Consider the following 19,910-nt stretch of genomic DNA (forward strand, 5'->3'; position numbering starts at 1 on the left):
ATGCCGCGCGTTGGCGGAAATCGCTTCGGACCATGTATCCCGCAACCGAACTCGGCGGCGCGCACGTGATCAACGGCTACAACTTCATGAAGGGCCGGGCCGCCGCGGCGGGGATCTGGCATACGTGCGGCACATTACTGATCCCCGGCGGTCTGTACGAGGGCATGGCGACCCGGATCCCCTCGGTCCACCTCGGCATGAACACCGACGGAGCGTTCAAGGATCGTGAGGCACTCCAGGAGATGCCGAACCTGGAGGTCATGCGGTCCCTCACCCGTTACTCCACCAGGGTGGAGCGCCCCAACAAGCTGTCCGAGTCCATTAGCCGGGCCTTCCAGCGCGCGCAGGGCGTGCCGTCTGGTCCGACCTTCGTCGACATCCCCTTCGACCTCACTGTCGACGAAGCCGAGATGGCGCCCCCGCAGGCATATCAGCTGCCCGCCAACCGAACCGGCGCTTCAGCCGAGCAGGTGCGGGCGGTGGTCGACCTGCTGATCGCCGCCAAGCGCCCGGTGCTCATCATCGGGGGAGGGGCCGTCACCTCCGGTGCCGACGACGACGTCCGAAATCTCGCGGAGCTACTCGGGATCCCCGTCACGACCACGCATACCGCACAAGGAATCGTGCCCGAGTCGCACCCGCTGTCGCTGGGGTCGACCGGCCCCATCGGCTGGCAGTGCGCGAACGACTGGGTGGCAGCCGCGGACGTGGTGTTGGCCATCGGGTCCCGCATGTCCGACTGGGGCTGGGCTCAGACCTATGCCGCCGACCTTCCCGGCCGACTGATCCACATTGACGTGGACGCAGCGCAATTGGGCAATTTCTACTATCCCGAGCTGGGCATCGTCGCGGACGCACGAACCGTCGTCCGGCAGCTCGTGGAGGCCGTCAAGGAATCACCTGACTTCGAGGACACCAATTTCGAGAATCGGCCTCAGTACGCGGCGATCCGAGATTCCAAGGAGAAGTGGACGACGCAGATGCGCGAGAGGGCCGCGTCGTCCGACGTACCCATCAGCCCGTGGCGGGTGGCGTCGGCCATCGACGATCAGCTCGGGCCGCAGGACGTCATCGTCTCCGATGCCGGCAACAACACCGGTTGGATCTTTCAGGGGACCGTGGCCGAGCACTCGAAGCGGCTGATCACGACCTTCGGTGCCGGCGTGCTCGGAGCAGGCTTCCCGATGGCGCTCGGTGTCAAGCTCGCCCGCCCCGAGGCCAACGTCGTGGCGGCAGTCGGGGACGGTGGCTTCGGGTACGCGACGAACGAGATCGCGTTCGCGCTGCGCGAGGACATCCCGATCACCGTGGTGGTGTTCAACGACTCGGCTCTCGGCGCCAACAACGGCTTCATGACCTACCTGTACGGCGAGCCGTCATGGACGACGTTGAACAACCCCGACTTCGTCGCGCTGGCGCGGGCGTACGGCGGCGACGGCGAACGGGTCGAGGACCCCGCGGAACTGAACGAAGCCGTGCAGCGGGGCGTCAAGTCTGGCACCACGTACATCATCGACGTGCCGATCGGTCAGGAGTTCGGGTACCCCTCGACCGGTGTCGGAGGTTCCGTCAAGTGGCCTGCACGCCAGTGGCCGTCGGACACCATAGGCACGCGCTCGCCGGGCCGATTCGATCTGACGCACACCCCGAAGAGCTGAGATTCATGACGAACAAGGAACATTCGATGATGCCACGACCTCTCGAAGGCATCGTGGTGCTGGACGTCACCGTCAACATCGCAGGCCCGTCGGCGACCCAGATCCTGTCGGACCTCGGTGCGCGGGTCATCAAAGTGGAGCCGCCCGGCGGAGACGTGTCACGACGATGGGCGCCGCAGGCGGACGGCATTGCCACGGTGTTCTCGGCTTTCAATCGCGGCAAGGAGTCGGTCGTCCTCGATGGCAAGCGCGCCGAGGGGCGAGAATTGCTCCACCGGCTGGCACGGGACGCCGACGTCTTCGTCGAAAGCATGCGTCCGGGCAAGGCGGCGGGTATCGGTTTGGGTTGGCATGAGCTCCATGAGCTCAATCCCCGACTGATTTACTGCAGTATCAACGCATTCGGAGACGCGGGTCCCATGGCGGGAGTGGCGGGTTTCGATGCGGTGATCCAGGCATACTCGGGTCTGATGGACATGACCGGCTATCCCGACGGGGAGCCCGCCCGCGTCGGAGGGGCCATTATCGACGTGGGAAGCGGCATGTGGGCTGCCTTGGGGATCTTGGTCGCACTGCGCCAACGCGACCGCGACGGTCAAGGCAGGCGGGTCCCGGTGACCATGCTCGGCACCGCGGTCGGCTACCTCATGCACCACCTCACGTCCGCGCACCTCGCCGGTGTGGAGCCGACCCGGTTGGGCACGGCACAACACAACTTCGCTCCGTACCAGGCGATGCGTGCCGCCGACCAGATGGTGATGATCGGCATCAACAGCGATGCCATGTGGGGTCGCGCAGCGAAGGCGCTCGGCGCGCCGCATCTTGCGACCGACGCCCGCTTCGCGACGAATTCAGCACGCGTCGCCAACCGGTCGGACTTGGTGAGCTCCATTGAGGCCACCATCGCCGACATGACGGCCTGCGAGGTGGTGGAACGGCTCGCCGGCGTGCAGGTGCCAGCGTCGGCGATCCGATCCGTCGGCGATCTCGCCAAGGATCCCCAGCTCGATGCGCTGGGCCTGTGGGGGACCACGCCGTCGGGCCACACCCTTCTGCGCTCACCGCTCGCCGAGCTCGACGGCGCGCTCGGTGACGTCGCACTGCCTGGTGAACAGACGGCATCCGTGCTCGCGGAGATGGGGTTCAGCATCGACGAGATTGACGAACTGGTCCGAACCGGCGTGGCCGGCGAACCGCTCAGAACGGGCGACGAGGAGCGAGTGTGACCACCACGGCCGACCAACCCCGGCTCCGCAACCCGTACGAAGGGCTTGCACGTTACAAACTCTGGATCGGAGGTCGCTGGGTCGACGCGCGCGACGGGGCGACGTTTCAATCGATCAACCCCACCACCGGTCAGCCCTGGGCGGACGTGGCCGAGGCCGGCGATGCCGACATCGAGGCCGCCGTTGCCGCCGCGCGCTCAGCCTTCGACGGTGGATGGCGTGATGCCCCGGCGGCGCAACGCGCTGCCACACTGCGGCGCCTCGGCGACGCTCTTTCGCGCCCCGAGGTCGTCGAACGACTCGCCGTGCACGAATTGCTCGACACCGGCAAAGTGATCAGGGAGGCCATGGGGCTCGCACGGGCATTCAGCTCGTGGTGCTACTACTTCGCCGGCGTCGCCGAGCACATTCAGGGCGAGACCATCCCGGTTCCCATGAGCGATACGTTCGTGTACACCGTGCGCGAACCGGTCGGCGTCGTGGCAGCCATCACGCCATGGAACTCACCGATCCTGCTCACCCTGTGGAAGCTGTGCCCAGCATTGGCGGCGGGCAACACCATCGTCGTCAAGCCCTCAGAGGTGGCCCCCGTGTCAATCCTGGAGCTGGCAAAGGTCATCGAGGAGGCGGGGGTCCCCGACGGAGTGGTGAACATCGTTCCCGGGCAGCGCAGCGCGGGCGCCGCCCTGGCGAGCCATCCCGGCGTGGACAAGATCGCCTTCACGGGTTCGACGGCGACGGGACGCAAGGTGATGCACGCGGCGTCAGATCATCTGTCCCGCGTCTCGCTCGAGCTCGGCGGCAAGTCGCCGAACATCGTCTTCGACGATGCCGATCCGCGACTGGCGGTGACCGGCATCATCTCCGGAAGCTTCGCTGCCGCCGGCCAGATGTGCACCGCAGGTTCACGGGTCCTCGTCCAGGACGGCATCTACGACGAAGTCGTGGAAGGCCTGCTTGCGCGTACTGCCGCCATCACGATGGGCGATCCGTTCGACTGGGACACCGACATGGGAGCACTGACCTGGAGTCGTCAGTATCACGACGTCATCGGTCGCATCCAGACTGCCTCGTCCGAGGGTGCACAGCTGGTCGCGGGCGGCGGCCGACCGGAGGGCATTGCCACTCCCGACGGCTTTCAGGTCGCCCCAACGATCTTCACCGACGTCACCCCAGCGATGGAGATCGCGCGAGAGGAAGTCTTCGGCCCCGTGGCCGGGCTGTTGCGGTTCCGCACCGAGGACGAAGCCGTGGCAATAGCCAATGACACCCCGTACGGGCTCGCCGCCGGCGTGTGGACCACGAATTTGGCTCGCACCCACCGAATGGTGAAGGCCATTCGTGCTGGCACCGTTTGGGTGAATTGCTACCGAAGAGTCTCGTACACAGCGCCTTTCGGCGGGGTTAAGGCTAGCGGGCTAGGCCGCGAGAACGGGCTGCAGGCCGCCCATGAGTACACCGAGACCAAATCGGTCTGGATTGACACCAACGAGGAACCCCGCGACCCGTTTCGACTTGCCTAGCAAATGAACCAGGAAGGCTCATCTTGATCATCAACCTCCAGGGACGCCGAGCCGTCGTCACAGGATCCACTGCGGGCATCGGTCGTGCGACCGCAGAGGGGCTGGCGCGTGCCGGCGCGTCGGTCGTCATCAACGGCAGTAGGGCAGAGCGCGTCACGCTTGCCGTCGACGAGATGCGTCAGGCGTTCCCGGACACCGAGATAACAGGCTTTGCAGCGAATCTCGCGACGGCCGAGGGCGCGGCATCGCTATTCACAGAGGTGTCCGACGTCGACATCCTCGTCAACAACGTCGGCTCGGCCTGGCTGCGGCCCTTCGTCGACACCACTGACGACGAGTGGCTCAAGATCTTTGAGCTGAACGTCATGAGCGGCATCCGCGCGACGCGGCACTATCTGCCGGGGATGGTAGAGCGGGGCTGGGGTCGAATCGTGTTCGTCAGTAGCGAGTCCGCCCTCAACATCCCACCGGACATGATCCATTACGGCATGTCCAAGACCGCGCAGCTTTCAGTGTCGCGAGGTGTCGCCGAAACGGTTGCCGGAACAGGCGTCACGGTCAACGCCGTCCTGCCCGGGCCGACGCGGTCCGAACTCTTGACGAACTGGATGGCCGCGCAAGCCGAGGCTGACGGCGTCACCCAAGCGGAGGCCGAACGAGCGTTCATCAGCACGGACCGGCCCACCAGCCTGATCAACCGGCTCGCAACCACCGACGAGGTCGCCAATATGATCGTCTACCTGTCTTCGGAGCAAGCGTCTGCGACGACCGGGGCCGCGCTTCGCGTCGACGGCGGCGTCGTCCGCTTCGTCGCCTAGCGCCGTCACCAACTATTTCTGCCCGAACCGAATCGACCAGGTTCGCACCACCATCAATTCTTTGATGCCGGCACGCCCTACGATAGCTTTTATCGCATGCCTTCCCTTCGTGCGTTGGAGTGCCTGGTCGCCGTCGCGGACACGGGTTCGGTCGCTTAGGCTGCGCGACTGCTGCATTCGTCGCAGCCTGCGGTCTTCCATCAGCTCGCCGCAATCGAGCGCGAGGCCGGGACGGCGTTGTTCCGACGCGAGCCCCGCGGCGTGGCGCTGACGCCTGCGAGCCGCCATCGCCGACGCGCGACGCGCTCGGTGGGTGAGGCGACCGGAGGGTCGCTGAGACTTGCCTGCACCCAGAGTCTGACCGTGGCCACCTTGGCCCCGATCATTCGTCGTTGGCACCGTGTGCATCCCGACGTGACGATCTCCCTCCGCGAGGCTGCGGTACTGGAGACGTTTCTGGGCTACCTCGACTCCCGCGAGGTCGGCATGACGCTGCTGCCCATGCCCGTCCCAGGACGCTTCACGGCGACCGTCGTCGCCGAGGAGGAGATCGTCCTTGCGACGCCGTCGGGTCACCCCCTTGCTCGACGCGCGACCGTTCGGCTGAAGGATCTCGAGGGAGCACGATTGGTCCACTACGCCCCCGAGAACGGACCCCGAAGAACGCGGACATGGTCTTGCACAGGGGAGCCCAACCCGATGACGGCGCTAGGCCTTTGGCCACCATGAGGAACGCAAACCCGACGATGGCCGTCGTCACGCCCATTAAGGCCGCCGAGACCGCCGATACCGCCAGGCCAACCAGCAGCACCCGGCGCGGCCCAAACCGATCGGCCAGCGTCCCCCAGATGAACTGACCGACGGCGTATGCGGTTAGATACGTCGCATCGAGTATCCCCATCACGGGTTCTGTCATCGAGGCCATGGGACGGATCGCCGAGGATGCCCACCTTGGCTGCAGAGAACGCCTGGCGGGTGAAGTACGGGGCAAAGTAGACGAGCCACGTCACGGCGAATATCTGAATGTGCAAGCGGCGGAGTCGATCCGACGTCGTGCTGGATCCATGGGATGTGGCATTGATTTCTTGCAGCTCAGGGGCGATCAGTTGATACCGTCGTCCGCCACACACGTTGCAGAACAGCCTCGTAGGACGCCAGCTCGTCGGTGATCGCCGATCTGTCCTTGGCGCCGTCGTCCCACCGCCGCAGCTGCGCCGCCTCTGCGTGGTATTCGTTCGACTGGAATTCCGCCACTTCCTCGGGCGTCATCGGCCCACCCTGACGGACCAGAGACCGGACGGAGGCCGGGCTGAGCTTGCCCGCGTACGTCGGATCCGTTGCGACAAGATATCGCTTCGCCGGAACGTGCTGGCCGACTAGGTAGGCGGCGCGCTCCGAGATGTGATCGGCACAGAACTTGGCGCCAATACGCTCGTGCGCGTCTTCGCCGTAGTACTCGAGAACCCTCGGTGCGCGCCCGATGTCGTGTAAGAGGGCGGCCGCCACCATCGCGTCGTCGCGGCCGTCGTCGCGCGCCCGTTGGGCGGTTTGCAACGCGTGTTGCAACTGGTTGACCGCCTCATCCTCGTAGGGGCTCTGGGCGGCCAGGCTCAGGATGTCGACGGTGTCCAAGACGGAGAACTGTGGGCTGGGCATTGAACGAGACCTTTCGGTGAGGCGGGACACGGATCACTCAAGCGCGATTGACTTGACTAGTCAAGTATCAAAACCGAAGCGCCGACGATTGCGCTGGTCCGCCCGCCCCGGTGCGATACAGTTCTTCCCATTGCCTGGCGTTCGACGCGAAAGATGGGAGTGTCACGTGACCGACGAATCCGTGCCGCGCTATCAGATGATCGCGAACGTTCTCGAGCAGGAGTTGGCGCACCTGGCGTCGGGATCGCAGGTCGCGTCGGAAAACGACCTCGCTAAACGGTTCGGCATGAACCGGCTCACCGCGCAGGCCGCGTTGGAGGAGTTGGAGCGCCGCTACGTCGTCCGGAGAAGCAAGGGCAAGGGGACGTTCGTCGCGCGACGTCTCCCGTACGTCGTGAGCCCGGCATCCTCTCCGAGCTGGAGCGCGAGTGTGCGGGCTGCTGGTGGTTCGCCGGCTATTGCCACCGTCTCGCTGCGGGAACGACCTGCGTCCCAGAGCATCGCCGACCGTCTGCGAATTGACAAGGGGCAGCGAGTGTTCGTTCTCTTGCGTCGTCGGTTCGTCGACGGGCTGATCGCGGGCTGCACCACCAGCTATCTTCCAGGGGATCTGCTACCCCGATTCCGCTCGTACCTCGCCGACGACGCATCCCTGCACGACGTGCTCACGGAACACTATGGGATCGAACCGATCCGGGCGTGGGTGAAGGTGGAGTTGCGGCCCGCACCCTCCGACGTCGCGGGGCATCTCGAGCTGCGTGGAGCGCCGATGGTGCATCGGCTCACGGCAGCGTTGGAGGCTCCAGAGTCCGACGGCCGGGTCGTTGAGTTCGGTGAGACCTGGCTACGACCCGACGCCGTCGATCTCGTCATCGAGATGAAGCGCTCCGACTAAACGGCGTGCGGAACTCTACTTGAATAGTCAAGGGGGACGCACTAGCGTCGTTGGTCATGATGACCGCCTCCGGCTCCACCGTCGCCCTCGTCGGTCCTGGCGCAATCGGCACGACCGTGGCGGCCGCGCTGCACGAGGTCGGTCGCACGCCGATGATCTGTGGCCGTTCGGCGCACGCACAGCTGGAACTCCGTTACGACGGTGGCAGTGTCGTCGTGCCTGGACCCGTGCACACCGAGTCGGTCCACGTCGAGGAAGCGTTCGACCTGGTCTTCGTGGCGGTCAAGGCGACTCAGGTGCACGCAGCGGCACCATGGCTCGCCGCGTTGTGCGGTCCGAAAACCGTTGTCTGCGTGCTGCAGAATGGCGTCGACCAGAAGGCGCTCTTCGGGCCGTACGTGAGCGGCAGTCCCGTTCTGCCCTCGGTGGTCTGGTTTCCCGCTCAACGCGAATCTGACGCGTCGGTCTGGCTACGCGCCGAACCGCGCCTCACCGTGCCGGACACGCAGGCGACCAGTGTGGTGCTCGACGCGCTGCGCGGCACCAGGTGCACGGTCGACGTCGCCGCGGACTTCACGTCCGTGGCATGGCGGAAATTGGTTCAGAACGCAGTCGCGGGTCTGATGGTGCTCACGGGTCGCCGTGCGGGCATGTTCACCGGAGCCGACGTCGCCGATCTCGCTCTGAGCTACGCCCGCGAATGTCTCGACGTCGCACGCGCCGAGGGCGCGGTGCTGGACGACGACGTGGCGCAGGATATCGTCGATGGTTTTCGCAATGCGCCTGCCGACATGGGCACGTCGATTCTTGCCGACCGGCTCGCAGGCAGGCCCCTCGAGTGGGACAGCCGCAACGCCGTCGTGCCGCGACGCGCTCGATCCCATGGAATACCCACTCCTATAAGCGATCTTGTCGTGCCACTGCTCGCGGCGGCCAGCGAAGGACCCGGTTGAGGTCCGGCACTCTCGCAAACCCACGGACAGGAGTCACAGTGAATCTCGACCTCACCGGTCGTGTCGCCCTCGTCGCGGGCGGCAGCAAGGGCATCGGCCGGGCGATCGCTCTGGAATTGGCTGGTCTCGGCGCGTCGGTCGCCATCGGTGCGCGTGGTCGAGAGGCGTTGGAGGAAGCCGCACGCGAGATTGGGGCCGTGGCCAAGGCGCCGTATGTATTTCAAGGCAATCTGTGTGCGACGGCGACCGTCGAGGAAATGACGGCAGCGGTCGTTGCGCGCTACGGTCAGCTCGACATCCTGGTCAACAACGTGGGGGACTCGGTCATGGGTCACGATTGGCGCACTGGTGACGCAGAATGGGCCACGATGCTGGAGACCTCACTAATGAGCGCCGTGCGCTGTTCGCGGGCTGCGATCCCGCACCTCGTCAAGAGTGCGCATGCGCGGATCGTCAACATCTCCTCGGTCAACGGGCACCAACCGCCCGCGGGCCGTGGCGACTACAACGCCGCCAAGGCGGCCGTGCTGGCGTTCTCCAAGACGTTGGCCAATGAATTGGCCCCTGCCGTGACCGTGAACAGCGTCTGTCCGGCCCGCATCGACACGCCCCTGTGGCGGCGAATGGCTGAAACCATGGTGGACGATTCGACGCCGACGATCGACGACGTCCTGAGCGGCGTTGCCGAGCGTGACGTCCCGATGGGCCGATTCGGGCGACCCGAGGACGTGGCGGCCCTCGTCGCCTTCCTGGCCTCGGATCATGGCGCCTGGATCACGGGGGTGGCCTATAACGTCGATGGCGGGTACACGAAGGCATCAGTCTGAGTAATCCGGCCGGGGCGGCGCATACTCGGAGCTGATGAAGGAAACAGTCATCACCTTGAGTGCCCGCCGTGCGTTGGTGGGCGGCCGAGAGATGGCGAATTGCTTCGTCACGATTCGAGACGGCATCGTCGAAGAGGTGGCGCGGCACGGGCCATTTGGTGGCCATGTCGTCGAACTCGGGTCCCTCGATCTCATTCCCGGTCTCATTGATCTGCATTGCGACAGCCTCGACGGCAGGCGACAACCTCGACCAGGGGTTAGCTTCCCCCTGGCGGCCACGCTGCTACAGGCTGACACGGACGCGGTGTCGAACGGCGTCACGACGCAATGCTTGTGCGTGACGGTCGATCGAGACCTGTCGGAGTGGGGAGACGCCGTCGACCCGCGGGCGTGGCTGGGCGTGCTGCGGGACCACCGAGGTCGTCTGAGAACCGATAGTCATCTGCACGTCCGGTTCGAACTGAGCGCGAACCTCGCCGACCTGCCAGAGGAACTTCTAGACAACGCTTCTACGCGTGTCGTCTCGTACATGGTGCACGCTCCGGGCGTTGGCCAGTACGCGCACGATCGGCCGGCGTGGCGAGAACAATTCCTTCGCTCGCACCCGGGTTCTTCCGAGGAAAAGGAACGTCTCGCCGCAGGGCGAGCGGCCCGCGCCGCCGACGTCTCTACTGCAAGGGTGCGCGTCGCCGAGGTTGCGCGGGCGGCCGGGATCGCACTGGCCTCGCACGACGATGTCACGCCCGCCGACGCCACTACGGCAGCGCGCATCGGCGCTTCGATCTCGGAGTTTCCCCTCACCATGGAGGCCGCGGCGCAGGCTCGTAGCCTCGGAATGGGGGTCGTCGTCGGCGCGCCGAACGCGTGGCAGGGCAGGTCGCATCTCGACTGGCTGTCCGCGCGCACCGCGGTCCGCGCAGGCATCGTCGACGCATTGGTCTCCGACTACCACCCGTCCTCGATGTTGGCGGCCGCCTACCTCCTCGCGCACCACCAGTGCGGGTCGTGGGCCGACGCGGTCAATCTCGTGACCCGAGGCCCAGCGCTCCTTGCCGGCTTCGGCGATCGTGGCGAGATCACCGAGGGGTTCGCCGCCGATCTCGCTGCGGTCGACACCACGGCGGGCACTCCGGTCGTACGCCAGGTGTGGCGGAAAGGCACTGCACGACTGGGTCTCGACTGATCCCAACCTGGGCCTATGCGTTTTCGCCTATGACGTCGATAGGCAGAAACCGGGTTCTGCGCGACGCGCGTCACCGGCAGTGTGAAACGTGCTTCCATTCAGGCAGCCCCTAGGAGTCCTCTGTGGGATCGAACTCGTTCACCGTCAGCGGTCGTACCTACGACGCACCCGACGCACCGGCTGTCGTCATCTGCATCGACGGCAGCGAACCCGACTATCACCTTGACGCCGTGGCCGACGCCGTGGTCTGTGGCAGCGACGTCCCTGCGGGGCGCCCCGCACCCTTCGTGATCTATCGCGCCATGGAGGAGCTGAACGTCCAAGACATTTCGCGGATCCTCGTCGCGGGTGACACCCCGCGCGATCTCGAAGCAGGCACGGACGCCGGGGGAGGCTTCGTCGTCGGACTCCCTGCTGTATGCCCTCGTTGAGGACGGGCAGTAACGGGCACGCGCTACGTCGCGGTCGTCTCCACGGGCGATGTTCTGTCGCGGCGCTTTTCGAAATGCAGTGCCCAAGTGGTGCCAGCGTCGGCAGCGTGCCGTTGGCTGGCTTGCTCGCTGTACCAACTAGTTGGCGCGGACGTCGACTTCGTCGAAGCCGCCCGGCCGGTGCCCGTCGGCCGGACCAACCTCGCCGAGACGTCCATGGTGTGGCGCAGCGACGACTCGCTCGCCGGCCCGGACATGCAGTTGATGTTCATCCACGTGCCGTTCCACTTGCCCCACCTCGTGACGCCGGTGAACAGATTCACCTTCGGCGTCGCCACGGTGCCCGACGCCCGGGGCTCGATCCGCCTGGGCGGGCCGGAGCCTGCGACCGCGCCCCTGATCGATCCGAACTAACTCGGTGCGGAATCCGACGTTCGGCGGATGCTGCACGGTCTGGCCGTGGCCCGTGAAATCGCGGCCAGTGATCCGTTCACGCCGTGGCGCGGCCGGGAGGTGCTGCCCGGACCGGACACGACCGACGAGGCGGCGCTGCGCGCCTTTCTGGCGCACGACACCGGAACGTACTTTCACCCAGTTGGGAGCTGTGCCATGGGAATCGGTGCCGAGGCGGTGGTGGACCCCGAGCCACGCGTGCACGGACTGGCAGGCCTGCGGGTGGCCGACGCCTCCATCATGCCCAGGATCGTGCCCGTCAACACCAATGCGCGGCAATCATGATCGGCGAGAAGGCAGCCGACCTGATCCGCGGGAGGTTCCCGTCTGACCTGTGAACGCCGTTCGACGCCATGACATTTGCGCGTCGTGCCGGCGGTCGTCGCGGCCGTCCGGCGCGCTACATGGCTTAAGATATTTTGCATGCCGGTGCCAGACGAAGATGGAAGACATCGCCGGTCGCTGCTGCGAGACCAGGCATACGTGTCGATCCGGGATGCGATAGTCATGTGACCGCTGTGTTGGAGGCGATCCAGCACGAAGGTCAGTGCGGCGATGGACACGCCGAGTTCTCTGGCCAAGTACGTAGGGGTGACACAAGGTCCGCGGGCGACGTCGAGAGCGGCGGGATCCGGTCGCCGCCGCCGAGGCCGGGATTCCTTGGTTCCCGGTCAATCACAGTCCCCGGACGATCGCTGACGTTGCCTTGGAGGAGTCCGCAGAAGACGCTTATCGGCAACTCGGTCTGACCGCGTCCGCAACATGAGCGCGACGCAGGCGCCCCCACATCTGGGATGACGAGCGCGGGCCTGCACGAATCACAAAGGTGTAAGTCGTGCGGCCCTCTCGCGCCCGTTCAATGGACATAAGGGTTACTGATCGCAGCCGATCAGCCCGGCAGCCCTTGCATTTCCAGGGGCAGTGGGGCCGGACCCGTGATCGACGGCCTCGCCATCGACACCTCGGGAGCTCGCGGTGTCGCGGTCTTGGTCACAGTGGCTCCGATGTTCATATCCGTTGCGACGGGCGTGGACGTCAACGGGGGTTTCAGGCAGGCGATAACGAGTGCCGTTGTTGTGACGATGATTCCGGCGATGACGGCGAGGGGGAGCTTGACTTCTTCAGGCGTTGAGGGCAGTTCGATTCTGTTCATGCCTTCAACGGTAAGGGGGAAATCCGCTCGCGGATGGCTACTCAAAGGGAACGCACAAGTCTCAAAGGGAACACATAACTACGGCACGGACGGCGAAGCGCCTTCGCCGTGCGCGCATTGTGCGATCTCTGTGAGTTTTCCTAGCCGGCCGGTCGCATGGTGAGAGTGGACGGGACGAGTGGAGATGATCAGACTGGTGGCGTTCGTAGCCGTCGGCGCGGAGTTCGCGGCGGCCTGCTTGGGCTTGAGTGCCGGTGCAGCTTAGGCGGATCCGTGGAAGCCGGGACCGCCGTGGCATGACCGCGGCGATCAACAGCTCGATCCGTGGCGGGCACCTCCGCCGAAGCCGCGCCTGCATGTGATTGCCATGACGCCTGGAAGGGCAACGGTGATAGGCCTTTCCAGTATGGAGATCGGTGGTTCGACCCGGTTTTCGATCCCTGCCGCAGCGGCTGGGGTTTCTGGCTGGGTCCGGTGTGGGTGCCGCTCGGCTGACCCCAGCCCCCTTGCACCTCACGTTCTGCACCGATGGGGTCGTTGTCCGAAGCAGCTGTGCCACCCATGAAACCACGGTGCGACAAAGCATCCCGTCCGCCAGACGACTCCGCCTTGGTGATCGACTGGATCCGACGATGCCACCCACCCATGCACTTCTTCGGCCGCGTGGTGTAGCTGGCCGGGGGGACGTAGTCGATGGTCGACATGTCTGCCGGGGTCAAGTGCGCATCCCGAACGGTTCGGGAGCATTCTTCGATTTATCGGCGGGTCGGCATGAGTGCGGCGCGGTTCTTCAGCGCCCGACCGCAGTACTGAATGTTCGCGATCTCGAGCCGGTCCGCATCGAGGTCAACCGCCATCTGGATGACGTCGGATGCGGGTCATAGGAATGCGCCTATCCGGGTACGCCGATCCGGAGTGCGATCGTCATGCCGGACGCCGGACTGCCGGTTACGGTGGCTAGTTCAGCGTCCCATCCGTCGCCGAAGATGAAGTCCGATCTCAGCGGCTGCTGGGCCATGTAGCGTTCGCTGTCGATGTAGCCGGGGTCGTGCGCGAAGACCGCGTTGCAGGCCTCCTCGGGCAACGCGATCTGGGAGATCAGCCGCGGTTCGCGTCCGGCGACGGCTTCTACGAGCGAGCCGAACACCTCGAAATGGATGTGCGGCCACCTGCCGCTGTAGCACGCCGGGAAGACCGACCTGAAGGTGACATCCCCGTTTTTATCCGCTACCTGGATCCCACGCAGGTAGTTGTAGTCGGGTGCGCTGTAGAGCGAGTAATTCCCCTGTCGATCGCAGTGGAAGATGTACACCGCCATGCCCGCACCGACGGCGCAGCCGTTCGCCACATCGTCGAAGGACAACTCGATCGTCGCCGGAACACCCTGGGCAACACCGGAGTACGGGCCGAAGCTGGACCTGATGTCGCTACGGATGATGCCCGACTCGATGAGGACGTTGGGCCCATTCGATCCGTCGCCGGGGTAGGGCCCGATGCTCTCACGCGGGGTCGCGTCCACGCATTCACGGGCTACCGGGGTGGGATGCGCGGCGCTGGGCGGATCGGCGGATGGCGCTTTAGTGGTCTCGGAGCTGACGGCTGACCGCCCTTCTGTTCCGGTCGCGCACGCGGCCAGGGTGGATGTTGCGGCCAGGGTGCCGGCCAGTTGGAACATCCGCCGTCGCGACAGCAGGGCCAGGTCGTCCGCCAATCCGCGGCCGTGGTCGTCGTGGCCGGTCACGCGGGACTCATAACAGCTTGTCCAGGGTTATCGGAAGGTCGGTTACGCGTCGACCCGTGGCGTTGAAGACGGCGTTGGCGATGGCGGGGGGCACTGGCACGATCATGAGTTCGCCGATGCCCTTGACACCGATCGGATCGGCCGTGAAATCGTTGCCGGGCAAGAAGACCGTCTCGAGTTGGGGGATGTCGGCGTTGACCGGTACGAGGTAGTCGGTCATGTTCGCGTTGACGACTCGGCCGTCGCGGTGGTCGAGGGTGGTGCCTTCCAGGAGGGCCATCCCGATTCCGCCGACCATGCCGCCGATGGCCTGGCTGCGCGCCAGGACCGGGTTCACGATACGACCGGCGTCGTAGAAACCGGACACCCGCCGCACTCGCACGGTCCCGAGGGCATCGTCGACTGCCACCTCGGCGAAGACCGCGCCGTAGGCCTGAATCGAGAAACTCGTGCTCGCGTCGCCGGGCGCCCAGTCCTGCTGAACGCCCAGTTCGGCGAGGCCGCGGCGCCGCAGCAGGTCCTCGTACCTCTCGCCTCGGTTTACATCGTCGCGCAGCAGCATGCGGCCGTCGATCACGTCGAGTTCGGGCGGACGGCGACCCTGTAACGGTGAGCCGGGATCGACCACCGACATGCGCACGAAACGGTCCCGCAGCACGGCACAGGCGTTCTGGACCGAGGATCCGACGCTGGCCATCGTCCGAGATCCGTTCTGCGCGGGCGCCACTGGAAGGCTGCTGTCGCCTAGCACGATGTCGACCCGGCTCATCGGAAGCCCCAGCGCGTCGGCTGCGATCTGTGCCACCGCCGTGTAGGTGCCCGGCCCTATATCACTGGTTCCGCAACGGATCTCGGCTCTTCCGTCGGTACCGATGCGCACCGCCGCCGAGCACGGGCTGACCTGGGTCGGGAAGCCCGCGGCCGCCACACCTGTTCCGATGAGCAGGTTGCCTTCGCGAACCGAGCCTGGGACAGGGTTGCGCCGGCTCCAGCCGAATGCGGCGGCGCCCGATCGGAGGCATTCGACGAGCCGACGGGTCGAGTAGGCTGCGCCGGTCGCGGGGTCCTGTGTGGGCTCGTTCACCACTCGCAGCTCGATGGGGTCGATGCTGAGGCGGTGTGCGAGATCGTCGAGGGTCGACTCCAGGGTGAACGCACCCGATATGTACCCGGGTCCGCGCATGTGCTTGGGCTGGTTCACGTCCAACTCGGCGACTCTGAAGGTCGACCGCATCGAAGGCGCTGCGTAGAGCGATCGAGCCGGGGCTGTCAGATCGTCGACATAGGGTCGGTACTTCGACACCTCCACCAGGCTCTCATGCACGATCGCAGCGATTCGGCCGGTGGCGTCGGCACCGATCGCGACGCGCTGCCGACTCCGGGGGCGGTATCCGGTGACGTGGTACAACTGCCTGCGCGTCAGCATTAGCTTCACCGGCTGCCGTAGCCTACGCGCGGTGAAAGCGGCTATGAGCTGGTGTGGCCATGTGAAGCCGGCATTGCCGAATGCGCCTCCCACAAAGGGGGATAGGACGCGCACGTGATCGACGGGGACGTTGAGCGCCGCTGCGTAGTCCTTGGCGGCACCGCTGACCGATTGCACCTTGTCCCACACCGTCAGTCGGTCCCCGTCCCAGCGGGCGACGGTCGCGTTGACCTCCATCGGGTTGTGGTTGTTGCGCTCGAGTGCGAAGCGTAGGTCGGCTACGACGCTCGCTGTGCGCAGCGCTGCATCGGCGTCCCCGCGGGAGTAGTCACGAATCGGGACCGGAGGCTGGGTTTCGCGCAGATCCGACGGCGGTATCGGAGTCACCTCGGTCGAGTCGAGGTCGGTGAGTTGTGTCTGAGCCGTATAGCGCGCCGATACCAAAGACGCGGCGTGCGTCGCCGCCTCCAGGGAGGTGCCCACCACGACGGCGACGGCCTGGCCGAAAGCCGAGACCCGGGTGGGGTCGTAGGGGAGCTTGACGCCGCCGAAGTCGGTGATGACGTCGACAATCCCTGGGACCCGGCGTGCAGTGGCCGAGTCGACGCCGTCGACCGTTCCGCGGGCGATCGTGGCCCCGACGATGACTGCGTATGCGATTCCGTCGACGTCGGCATCGGCCGCATACTTCGCCAGTCCGGTCACCTTGAGCCGACCGTCGACTCTGGTGAGCGGCCGACCCGTGACGGGCCCGGTCACGGCGTACCTGCCACGGTCTGCAGCGCGCGATACACGGTGGTTTTGAGGAGGCTGATCTTGAAACCGTTCTCCGACAACGCCGTGGCGCCGTCGGCGGCGGTCTCGGCCGCCGCTCGGATGACGTTGGGCGTTGCGGGTTTCCCGGTGAGCTCGCGTTCGACGGCGGGGAGGTGCCACGGAACGGTGCCGACGCCACCCGCCGCAACCCTTGCGGAGCGAATCGTCGGCCCCTGCATGTCGAGCACGACTGCCGCCGATGCGATCGCGAACTCGTAGGACTCGCGATCGCGGACCTTCAGGTATCCGGAGCGGCGGGCACCGGCCACGGCCGGGACCTCTACGGCAACGATGAGCTGACCGGGGGTCAGGCTGTGCTCACGATCTGGTGTCGAGCCGGGGACGCGAAAGAAGTCTCGGATCGCGGTGGTGTGCTCCCCCTCGTTGTCCTTCAGTATGATTCGCGCGTTCAGTGCGACCAAGGCGACCGCGAGATCCGACGGATGGGTCGCCACACACTGCTCCGACGTCCCCAGTATCGCGTGCGTGCGGTTACGTCCCCCGATCGCCGGGCAGCCGCTACCCGGACGGCGGCGGTTGCACGCCGACGTGGAGTCGCGGAAGTAGAGGCAACGCGGGCGTTGCATCAGGTTACCGCCGATGGACGCCATGTTGCGCAGTTGGGGGGATGCGCTCAGCTCCAACGCTTGTGTTATCACCGGGTATTCGCGACGAACGTCTCGATGCGCGGCGAGTTCCGACATCCGGACTAACGATCCGACGCGCAGTCGGTCGGGCTGGAGGTCGATGTCGCGGTGCGGCAGTCCGTTGATGTCGACGACGGACTCCGGCCGTTCGACGGTTTCGCGCATGAGGTCGATCAGAGTCGTGCCGCCGGCGATGTAGCGACCACCCGAAGCGCCTGCGCCGATCGCGGACATCTCGTCACTGGCTTTAGTGAAGGTGAACGGGTACATCGGTTATCCAACCTGCCCAGCAGCGGATGCGACGGAGTCGACGATGTTGGTGTAAGCGCCGCAGCGACAGATGTTTCCGCTCATCCACTCGCGAATCTCGCCGGGTGAGCCGGCGTGGCCTTCGCGGATGCATCCGATGCCGGACATGATCTGTCCTGGCGTGCAGAATCCGCACTGCAATCCATCGCAGTCGATGAACGCCTGCTGTACTGGGTGCAACCGGCCCCCGGATTCGAGGCCTTCGATGGTGGTGATCTCAGCGCCGTTGTGCATCACGGCGAACGTCAGGCAGGAGACCACCCGCCGCCCGTCCACGTGGATCGTGCACGCGCCGCATGCGCCGTGATCGCAGCCCTTCTTGGTTCCGGTCAGTCCGACGCGTTCTCGCAACATGTCGAGTAGTGAAGTGCGGGTGTCGACCTCGATCTCGTGGTCCTCGCCGTTGATGCGTAGGCGGACGGTCGCAACATCCGTTGACGAGTCGGCCCGCTCATCGGTGGCGCACCCGCTCAGCAGCGGTAGCGAGGCGACGGTACCGGTGACGGCCACGGATGCACCGATGAACGTGCGCAGTCCTATAGGCGACGGCGACGGAATGTATTGTTCGGTGGTCCCATTCGACTCTATTCTCGGCATGACTGGCTTTCGTTCGGTGGCTTGCTCGACCCCTGCCAACTTAGGGGTTATCGCGTCAGACGGACGCGAATGCATAGGGAATGCACAAGATCGTCTCCCGGCCGCGGAGGGGCCGTACCGGGTACGCCACCCCGGGTTCTCTTAGTTATCAATCTCATATGAGAGAAAAGGATTTGGAGTCGGCACGATGTAGGACATTCCCTATGTCCGAAATCCCTGGGAAGTCCGTTTACTCATCCGACCCCTCACGCGTGGCGCAGAGAACAGCGGCCACCGTCGAGACGCGGGGCGCCCGTTACACAGCATCAGCACTGGGGATACTTCGCATCCTCACCGCGCTCCTGTGGGCCGTCCACGGCACTGCGGGGGTGTTCGGGTGGCCCAATGGCACCCCCGCAGCGTTCGGATCATGGCCGGCGTGGTGGGCGGGTGCACTGGAGATCGTGCTCGGCGTCCTCATCGCAATCGGCCTGTGCACACGCGCGGCGGCCTTCGTCTCGTCCGGAATGATGGCTGTCGCATACTTCTGGATCCACTTTCCCGAGGAGTTCTGGCCGAATGCCAACGACGGTGAACCCGCCGTTCTCTTCTGCTTCGTCTTCCTGTTCCTCGTCGTCGCCGGACCCGGCGCCTTCAGCGTCTCGGAGATGGTGGGACGTCGTCGAACCTGACTCACACCCCCCGCGCCACACCTTCGCTACCCTGGGAAGCGCAGTATGTGGTCGTCACCTACGCGGGGATCGCCGCTGCGCTGCCTGGTGGATGTCGTCAGCCATGTCGCTCCATCGGACGCGAATTTGACTGTGCGCAAACGGCCGTGGCGGCCGACGCGATGTTCGACGGGCTCTCCGAGACCGTTGTCCTCGATGCTCATCGTCTACAGCCGCTCACCGCTTAGTGCGGTCATGTACAAGGTGTCGCCCGAGATCGCGATACCCGACGGCGACGCGTCGGTGACGGGTAGATCGAGCAGCGGGTTCGTGAAGCGGCCGCCCTGCGTGTCGCCCGTACCTTCGACCATCGGCCGCCCGTAGGTGAGTCCCGGCTTGACAAAGTTGATCTCGTCGACGCCGTTGTCACCGAACTCGGCGGTGTACATCCGGCCCGCCGGATTCCAGGCGATGCCCTGCGAATTGCGATGCCCGAGGCTGTAAAACGCGGAGCCGGGGAGGGGTTGTCCGGTGGTATCGCACCGTCCGGAGCCAACCGGATGAACTTGCCGTTCAGGCTAGCGGTGTTCCGGGCGCGATCGCTATAGGTTCCGTCTCCCCCCGAGGCGTACACCAAGTTGTCTTCGGCGAAGCGAGGCGACACTGCGAGACCGAGCAGCCCTCCTTCGATCTGCACGGACACGTCGGGAATGGTGCGGATCTCCGTGGCTTCTCGATCCGGACCGATGCGCAGAACGCGACCTGTAGGACGTTCAGCCACAAGGGCGTCGCCACCGGGCACGAACGCCAGGCCCCATGGCACGTCGATCTTCGTCGCGATCTCCTTTGCGGCATCGAGATTCGGCCATCGGCCGGTCCGTTGGCTGACCCGGCATGAGGCTGCGTTGCGTCCGTGGCTGCGGGCGAACCGCATCCGGCGACGAGCGC

At 65.6% G+C, this 19,910-nt stretch carries 19 protein-coding genes and 3 pseudogenes; 13 read left to right on the top strand and 9 right to left on the bottom strand.

The features are described from left to right. The 5 genes from ABW137_RS09025 to ABW137_RS09045 all read left to right on the top strand — a co-directional run. Nucleotides 1-1,658, top strand: a 1,658-nt coding sequence (locus ABW137_RS09025) for a thiamine pyrophosphate-binding protein (protein WP_526399030.1), incomplete at its 5' end; no start/stop codon positions are given. Between the two features lie 26 nt (nucleotides 1,659-1,684). Further along, nucleotides 1,685-2,884, top strand: a complete 1,200-nt coding sequence (locus tag ABW137_RS09030) for a CaiB/BaiF CoA transferase family protein (protein ID WP_526399032.1) — start codon at nucleotides 1,685-1,687, stop codon at nucleotides 2,882-2,884. Further along, on the top strand, nucleotides 2,881-4,407 hold the full coding sequence (locus tag ABW137_RS09035) for an aldehyde dehydrogenase (RefSeq protein ID WP_526399034.1): 1,527 nt from the start codon (nucleotides 2,881-2,883) through the stop codon (nucleotides 4,405-4,407). Before ABW137_RS09030 ends, ABW137_RS09035 begins: the two co-directional genes overlap by 4 nt. Before the next feature lie 23 nt (nucleotides 4,408-4,430). Then, nucleotides 4,431-5,225, top strand: coding sequence for an SDR family NAD(P)-dependent oxidoreductase (locus ABW137_RS09040; RefSeq protein ID WP_526399036.1), 795 nt, complete (start codon nucleotides 4,431-4,433; stop codon nucleotides 5,223-5,225). Between the two features lie 171 nt (nucleotides 5,226-5,396). Further along, nucleotides 5,397-5,954, top strand: a complete 558-nt coding sequence (locus ABW137_RS09045; protein ID WP_526399066.1) for a LysR family transcriptional regulator — start codon at nucleotides 5,397-5,399, stop codon at nucleotides 5,952-5,954. Here the strand turns inward: ABW137_RS09045 and ABW137_RS09050 are convergent. Continuing rightward, nucleotides 5,923-6,150: pseudogene (locus ABW137_RS09050) on the bottom strand (MFS transporter); the annotation flags it as partial. The gene ABW137_RS09045 and the pseudogene ABW137_RS09050 overlap by 32 nt on opposite strands. A 167-nt stretch (nucleotides 6,151-6,317) precedes the next feature. Next, nucleotides 6,318-6,881, bottom strand: coding sequence for an HD domain-containing protein (locus ABW137_RS09055; protein WP_526399038.1), 564 nt, complete (start codon nucleotides 6,879-6,881; stop codon nucleotides 6,318-6,320). 166 nt (nucleotides 6,882-7,047) lie between these two features. Between ABW137_RS09055 and ABW137_RS09060 the strand changes: the two genes are divergently transcribed. The 7 genes from ABW137_RS09060 to ABW137_RS09090 all read left to right on the top strand — a co-directional run bounded on the left by ABW137_RS09060 (nucleotide 7,048) and on the right by ABW137_RS09090 (nucleotide 11,908). Further along, nucleotides 7,048-7,776: a GntR family transcriptional regulator gene (locus ABW137_RS09060; protein ID WP_526399040.1), complete on the top strand. Its 729-nt coding sequence runs from the start codon at nucleotides 7,048-7,050 to the stop codon at nucleotides 7,774-7,776. A gap of 56 nt (nucleotides 7,777-7,832) precedes the next feature. Then, nucleotides 7,833-8,729, top strand: coding sequence for an oxidoreductase (locus ABW137_RS09065; RefSeq protein ID WP_526399042.1), 897 nt, complete (start codon nucleotides 7,833-7,835; stop codon nucleotides 8,727-8,729). 38 nt (nucleotides 8,730-8,767) lie between these two features. Continuing rightward, complete coding sequence (locus ABW137_RS09070; RefSeq protein WP_526399044.1) at nucleotides 8,768-9,556, top strand: SDR family NAD(P)-dependent oxidoreductase; 789 nt, start codon at nucleotides 8,768-8,770, stop codon at nucleotides 9,554-9,556. 34 nt (nucleotides 9,557-9,590) lie between these two features. Then, nucleotides 9,591-10,739 (top strand): alpha-D-ribose 1-methylphosphonate 5-triphosphate diphosphatase, encoded by a 1,149-nt coding sequence (locus ABW137_RS09075; RefSeq protein WP_526399046.1) that lies wholly within the window; start codon nucleotides 9,591-9,593, stop codon nucleotides 10,737-10,739. A gap of 122 nt (nucleotides 10,740-10,861) precedes the next feature. Continuing rightward, nucleotides 10,862-11,170: an HAD hydrolase-like protein gene (locus tag ABW137_RS09080; protein WP_526399048.1), complete on the top strand. Its 309-nt coding sequence runs from the start codon at nucleotides 10,862-10,864 to the stop codon at nucleotides 11,168-11,170. 87 nt (nucleotides 11,171-11,257) lie between these two features. Further along, nucleotides 11,258-11,584: a hypothetical protein gene (locus tag ABW137_RS09085; RefSeq protein WP_526399050.1), complete on the top strand. Its 327-nt coding sequence runs from the start codon at nucleotides 11,258-11,260 to the stop codon at nucleotides 11,582-11,584. A gap of 45 nt (nucleotides 11,585-11,629) precedes the next feature. Beyond that, nucleotides 11,630-11,908 (top strand): GMC oxidoreductase, encoded by a 279-nt coding sequence (locus ABW137_RS09090; RefSeq protein ID WP_526399052.1) that lies wholly within the window; start codon nucleotides 11,630-11,632, stop codon nucleotides 11,906-11,908. 604 nt (nucleotides 11,909-12,512) lie between these two features. On the opposite strand, the gene ABW137_RS09095 is transcribed toward ABW137_RS09090, so the two are convergent. The 5 genes from ABW137_RS09095 to ABW137_RS09115 form a co-directional block, all read right to left on the bottom strand. After that, complete coding sequence (locus ABW137_RS09095; RefSeq protein WP_526399054.1) at nucleotides 12,513-12,776, bottom strand: hypothetical protein; 264 nt, start codon at nucleotides 12,774-12,776, stop codon at nucleotides 12,513-12,515. 892 nt (nucleotides 12,777-13,668) lie between these two features. Next, the gene (locus tag ABW137_RS09100; protein WP_526399056.1) at nucleotides 13,669-14,517 is read right to left on the bottom strand and encodes a peptidase associated/transthyretin-like domain-containing protein; all 849 of its coding nucleotides are present in this window, start codon (nucleotides 14,515-14,517) and stop codon (nucleotides 13,669-13,671) included. Nucleotides 14,518-14,524: 7 nt separating this feature from the next. Then, a complete protein-coding gene (locus tag ABW137_RS09105) occupies nucleotides 14,525-16,702 on the bottom strand; it encodes a xanthine dehydrogenase family protein molybdopterin-binding subunit (protein WP_526399058.1) in 2,178 nt (725 codons plus the stop codon). Then, the gene (locus ABW137_RS09110) at nucleotides 16,699-17,676 is read right to left on the bottom strand and encodes an FAD binding domain-containing protein (RefSeq protein WP_526399060.1); all 978 of its coding nucleotides are present in this window, start codon (nucleotides 17,674-17,676) and stop codon (nucleotides 16,699-16,701) included. Before ABW137_RS09110 ends, ABW137_RS09105 begins: the two co-directional genes overlap by 4 nt. Nucleotides 17,677-17,679: 3 nt before the next feature. Beyond that, nucleotides 17,680-18,312, bottom strand: a complete 633-nt coding sequence (locus ABW137_RS09115) for a (2Fe-2S)-binding protein (protein WP_526399062.1) — start codon at nucleotides 18,310-18,312, stop codon at nucleotides 17,680-17,682. Nucleotides 18,313-18,563: 251 nt separating this feature from the next. Between ABW137_RS09115 and ABW137_RS09120 the strand changes: the two genes are divergently transcribed. Further along, nucleotides 18,564-18,983 carry a DoxX family protein gene (locus ABW137_RS09120; RefSeq protein ID WP_526399064.1) on the top strand — a complete coding sequence of 140 codons (420 nt, stop codon included), beginning with the start codon at nucleotides 18,564-18,566 and terminating at the stop codon, nucleotides 18,981-18,983. Between the two features lie 206 nt (nucleotides 18,984-19,189). Here the strand turns inward: ABW137_RS09120 and ABW137_RS09125 are convergent. Further along, nucleotides 19,190-19,462: pseudogene (locus ABW137_RS09125) on the bottom strand (PQQ-dependent sugar dehydrogenase); the annotation flags it as partial. 29 nt (nucleotides 19,463-19,491) lie between these two features. Then, nucleotides 19,492-19,896: pseudogene (locus ABW137_RS09130) on the bottom strand (PQQ-dependent sugar dehydrogenase); the annotation flags it as partial. Nucleotides 19,897-19,910: the final 14 nt, after the last annotated feature.

This window comes from Mycobacterium sp., assembly GCF_040509115.1.
GTDB lineage: Bacteria > Actinomycetota > Actinomycetes > Mycobacteriales > Mycobacteriaceae > Mycobacterium.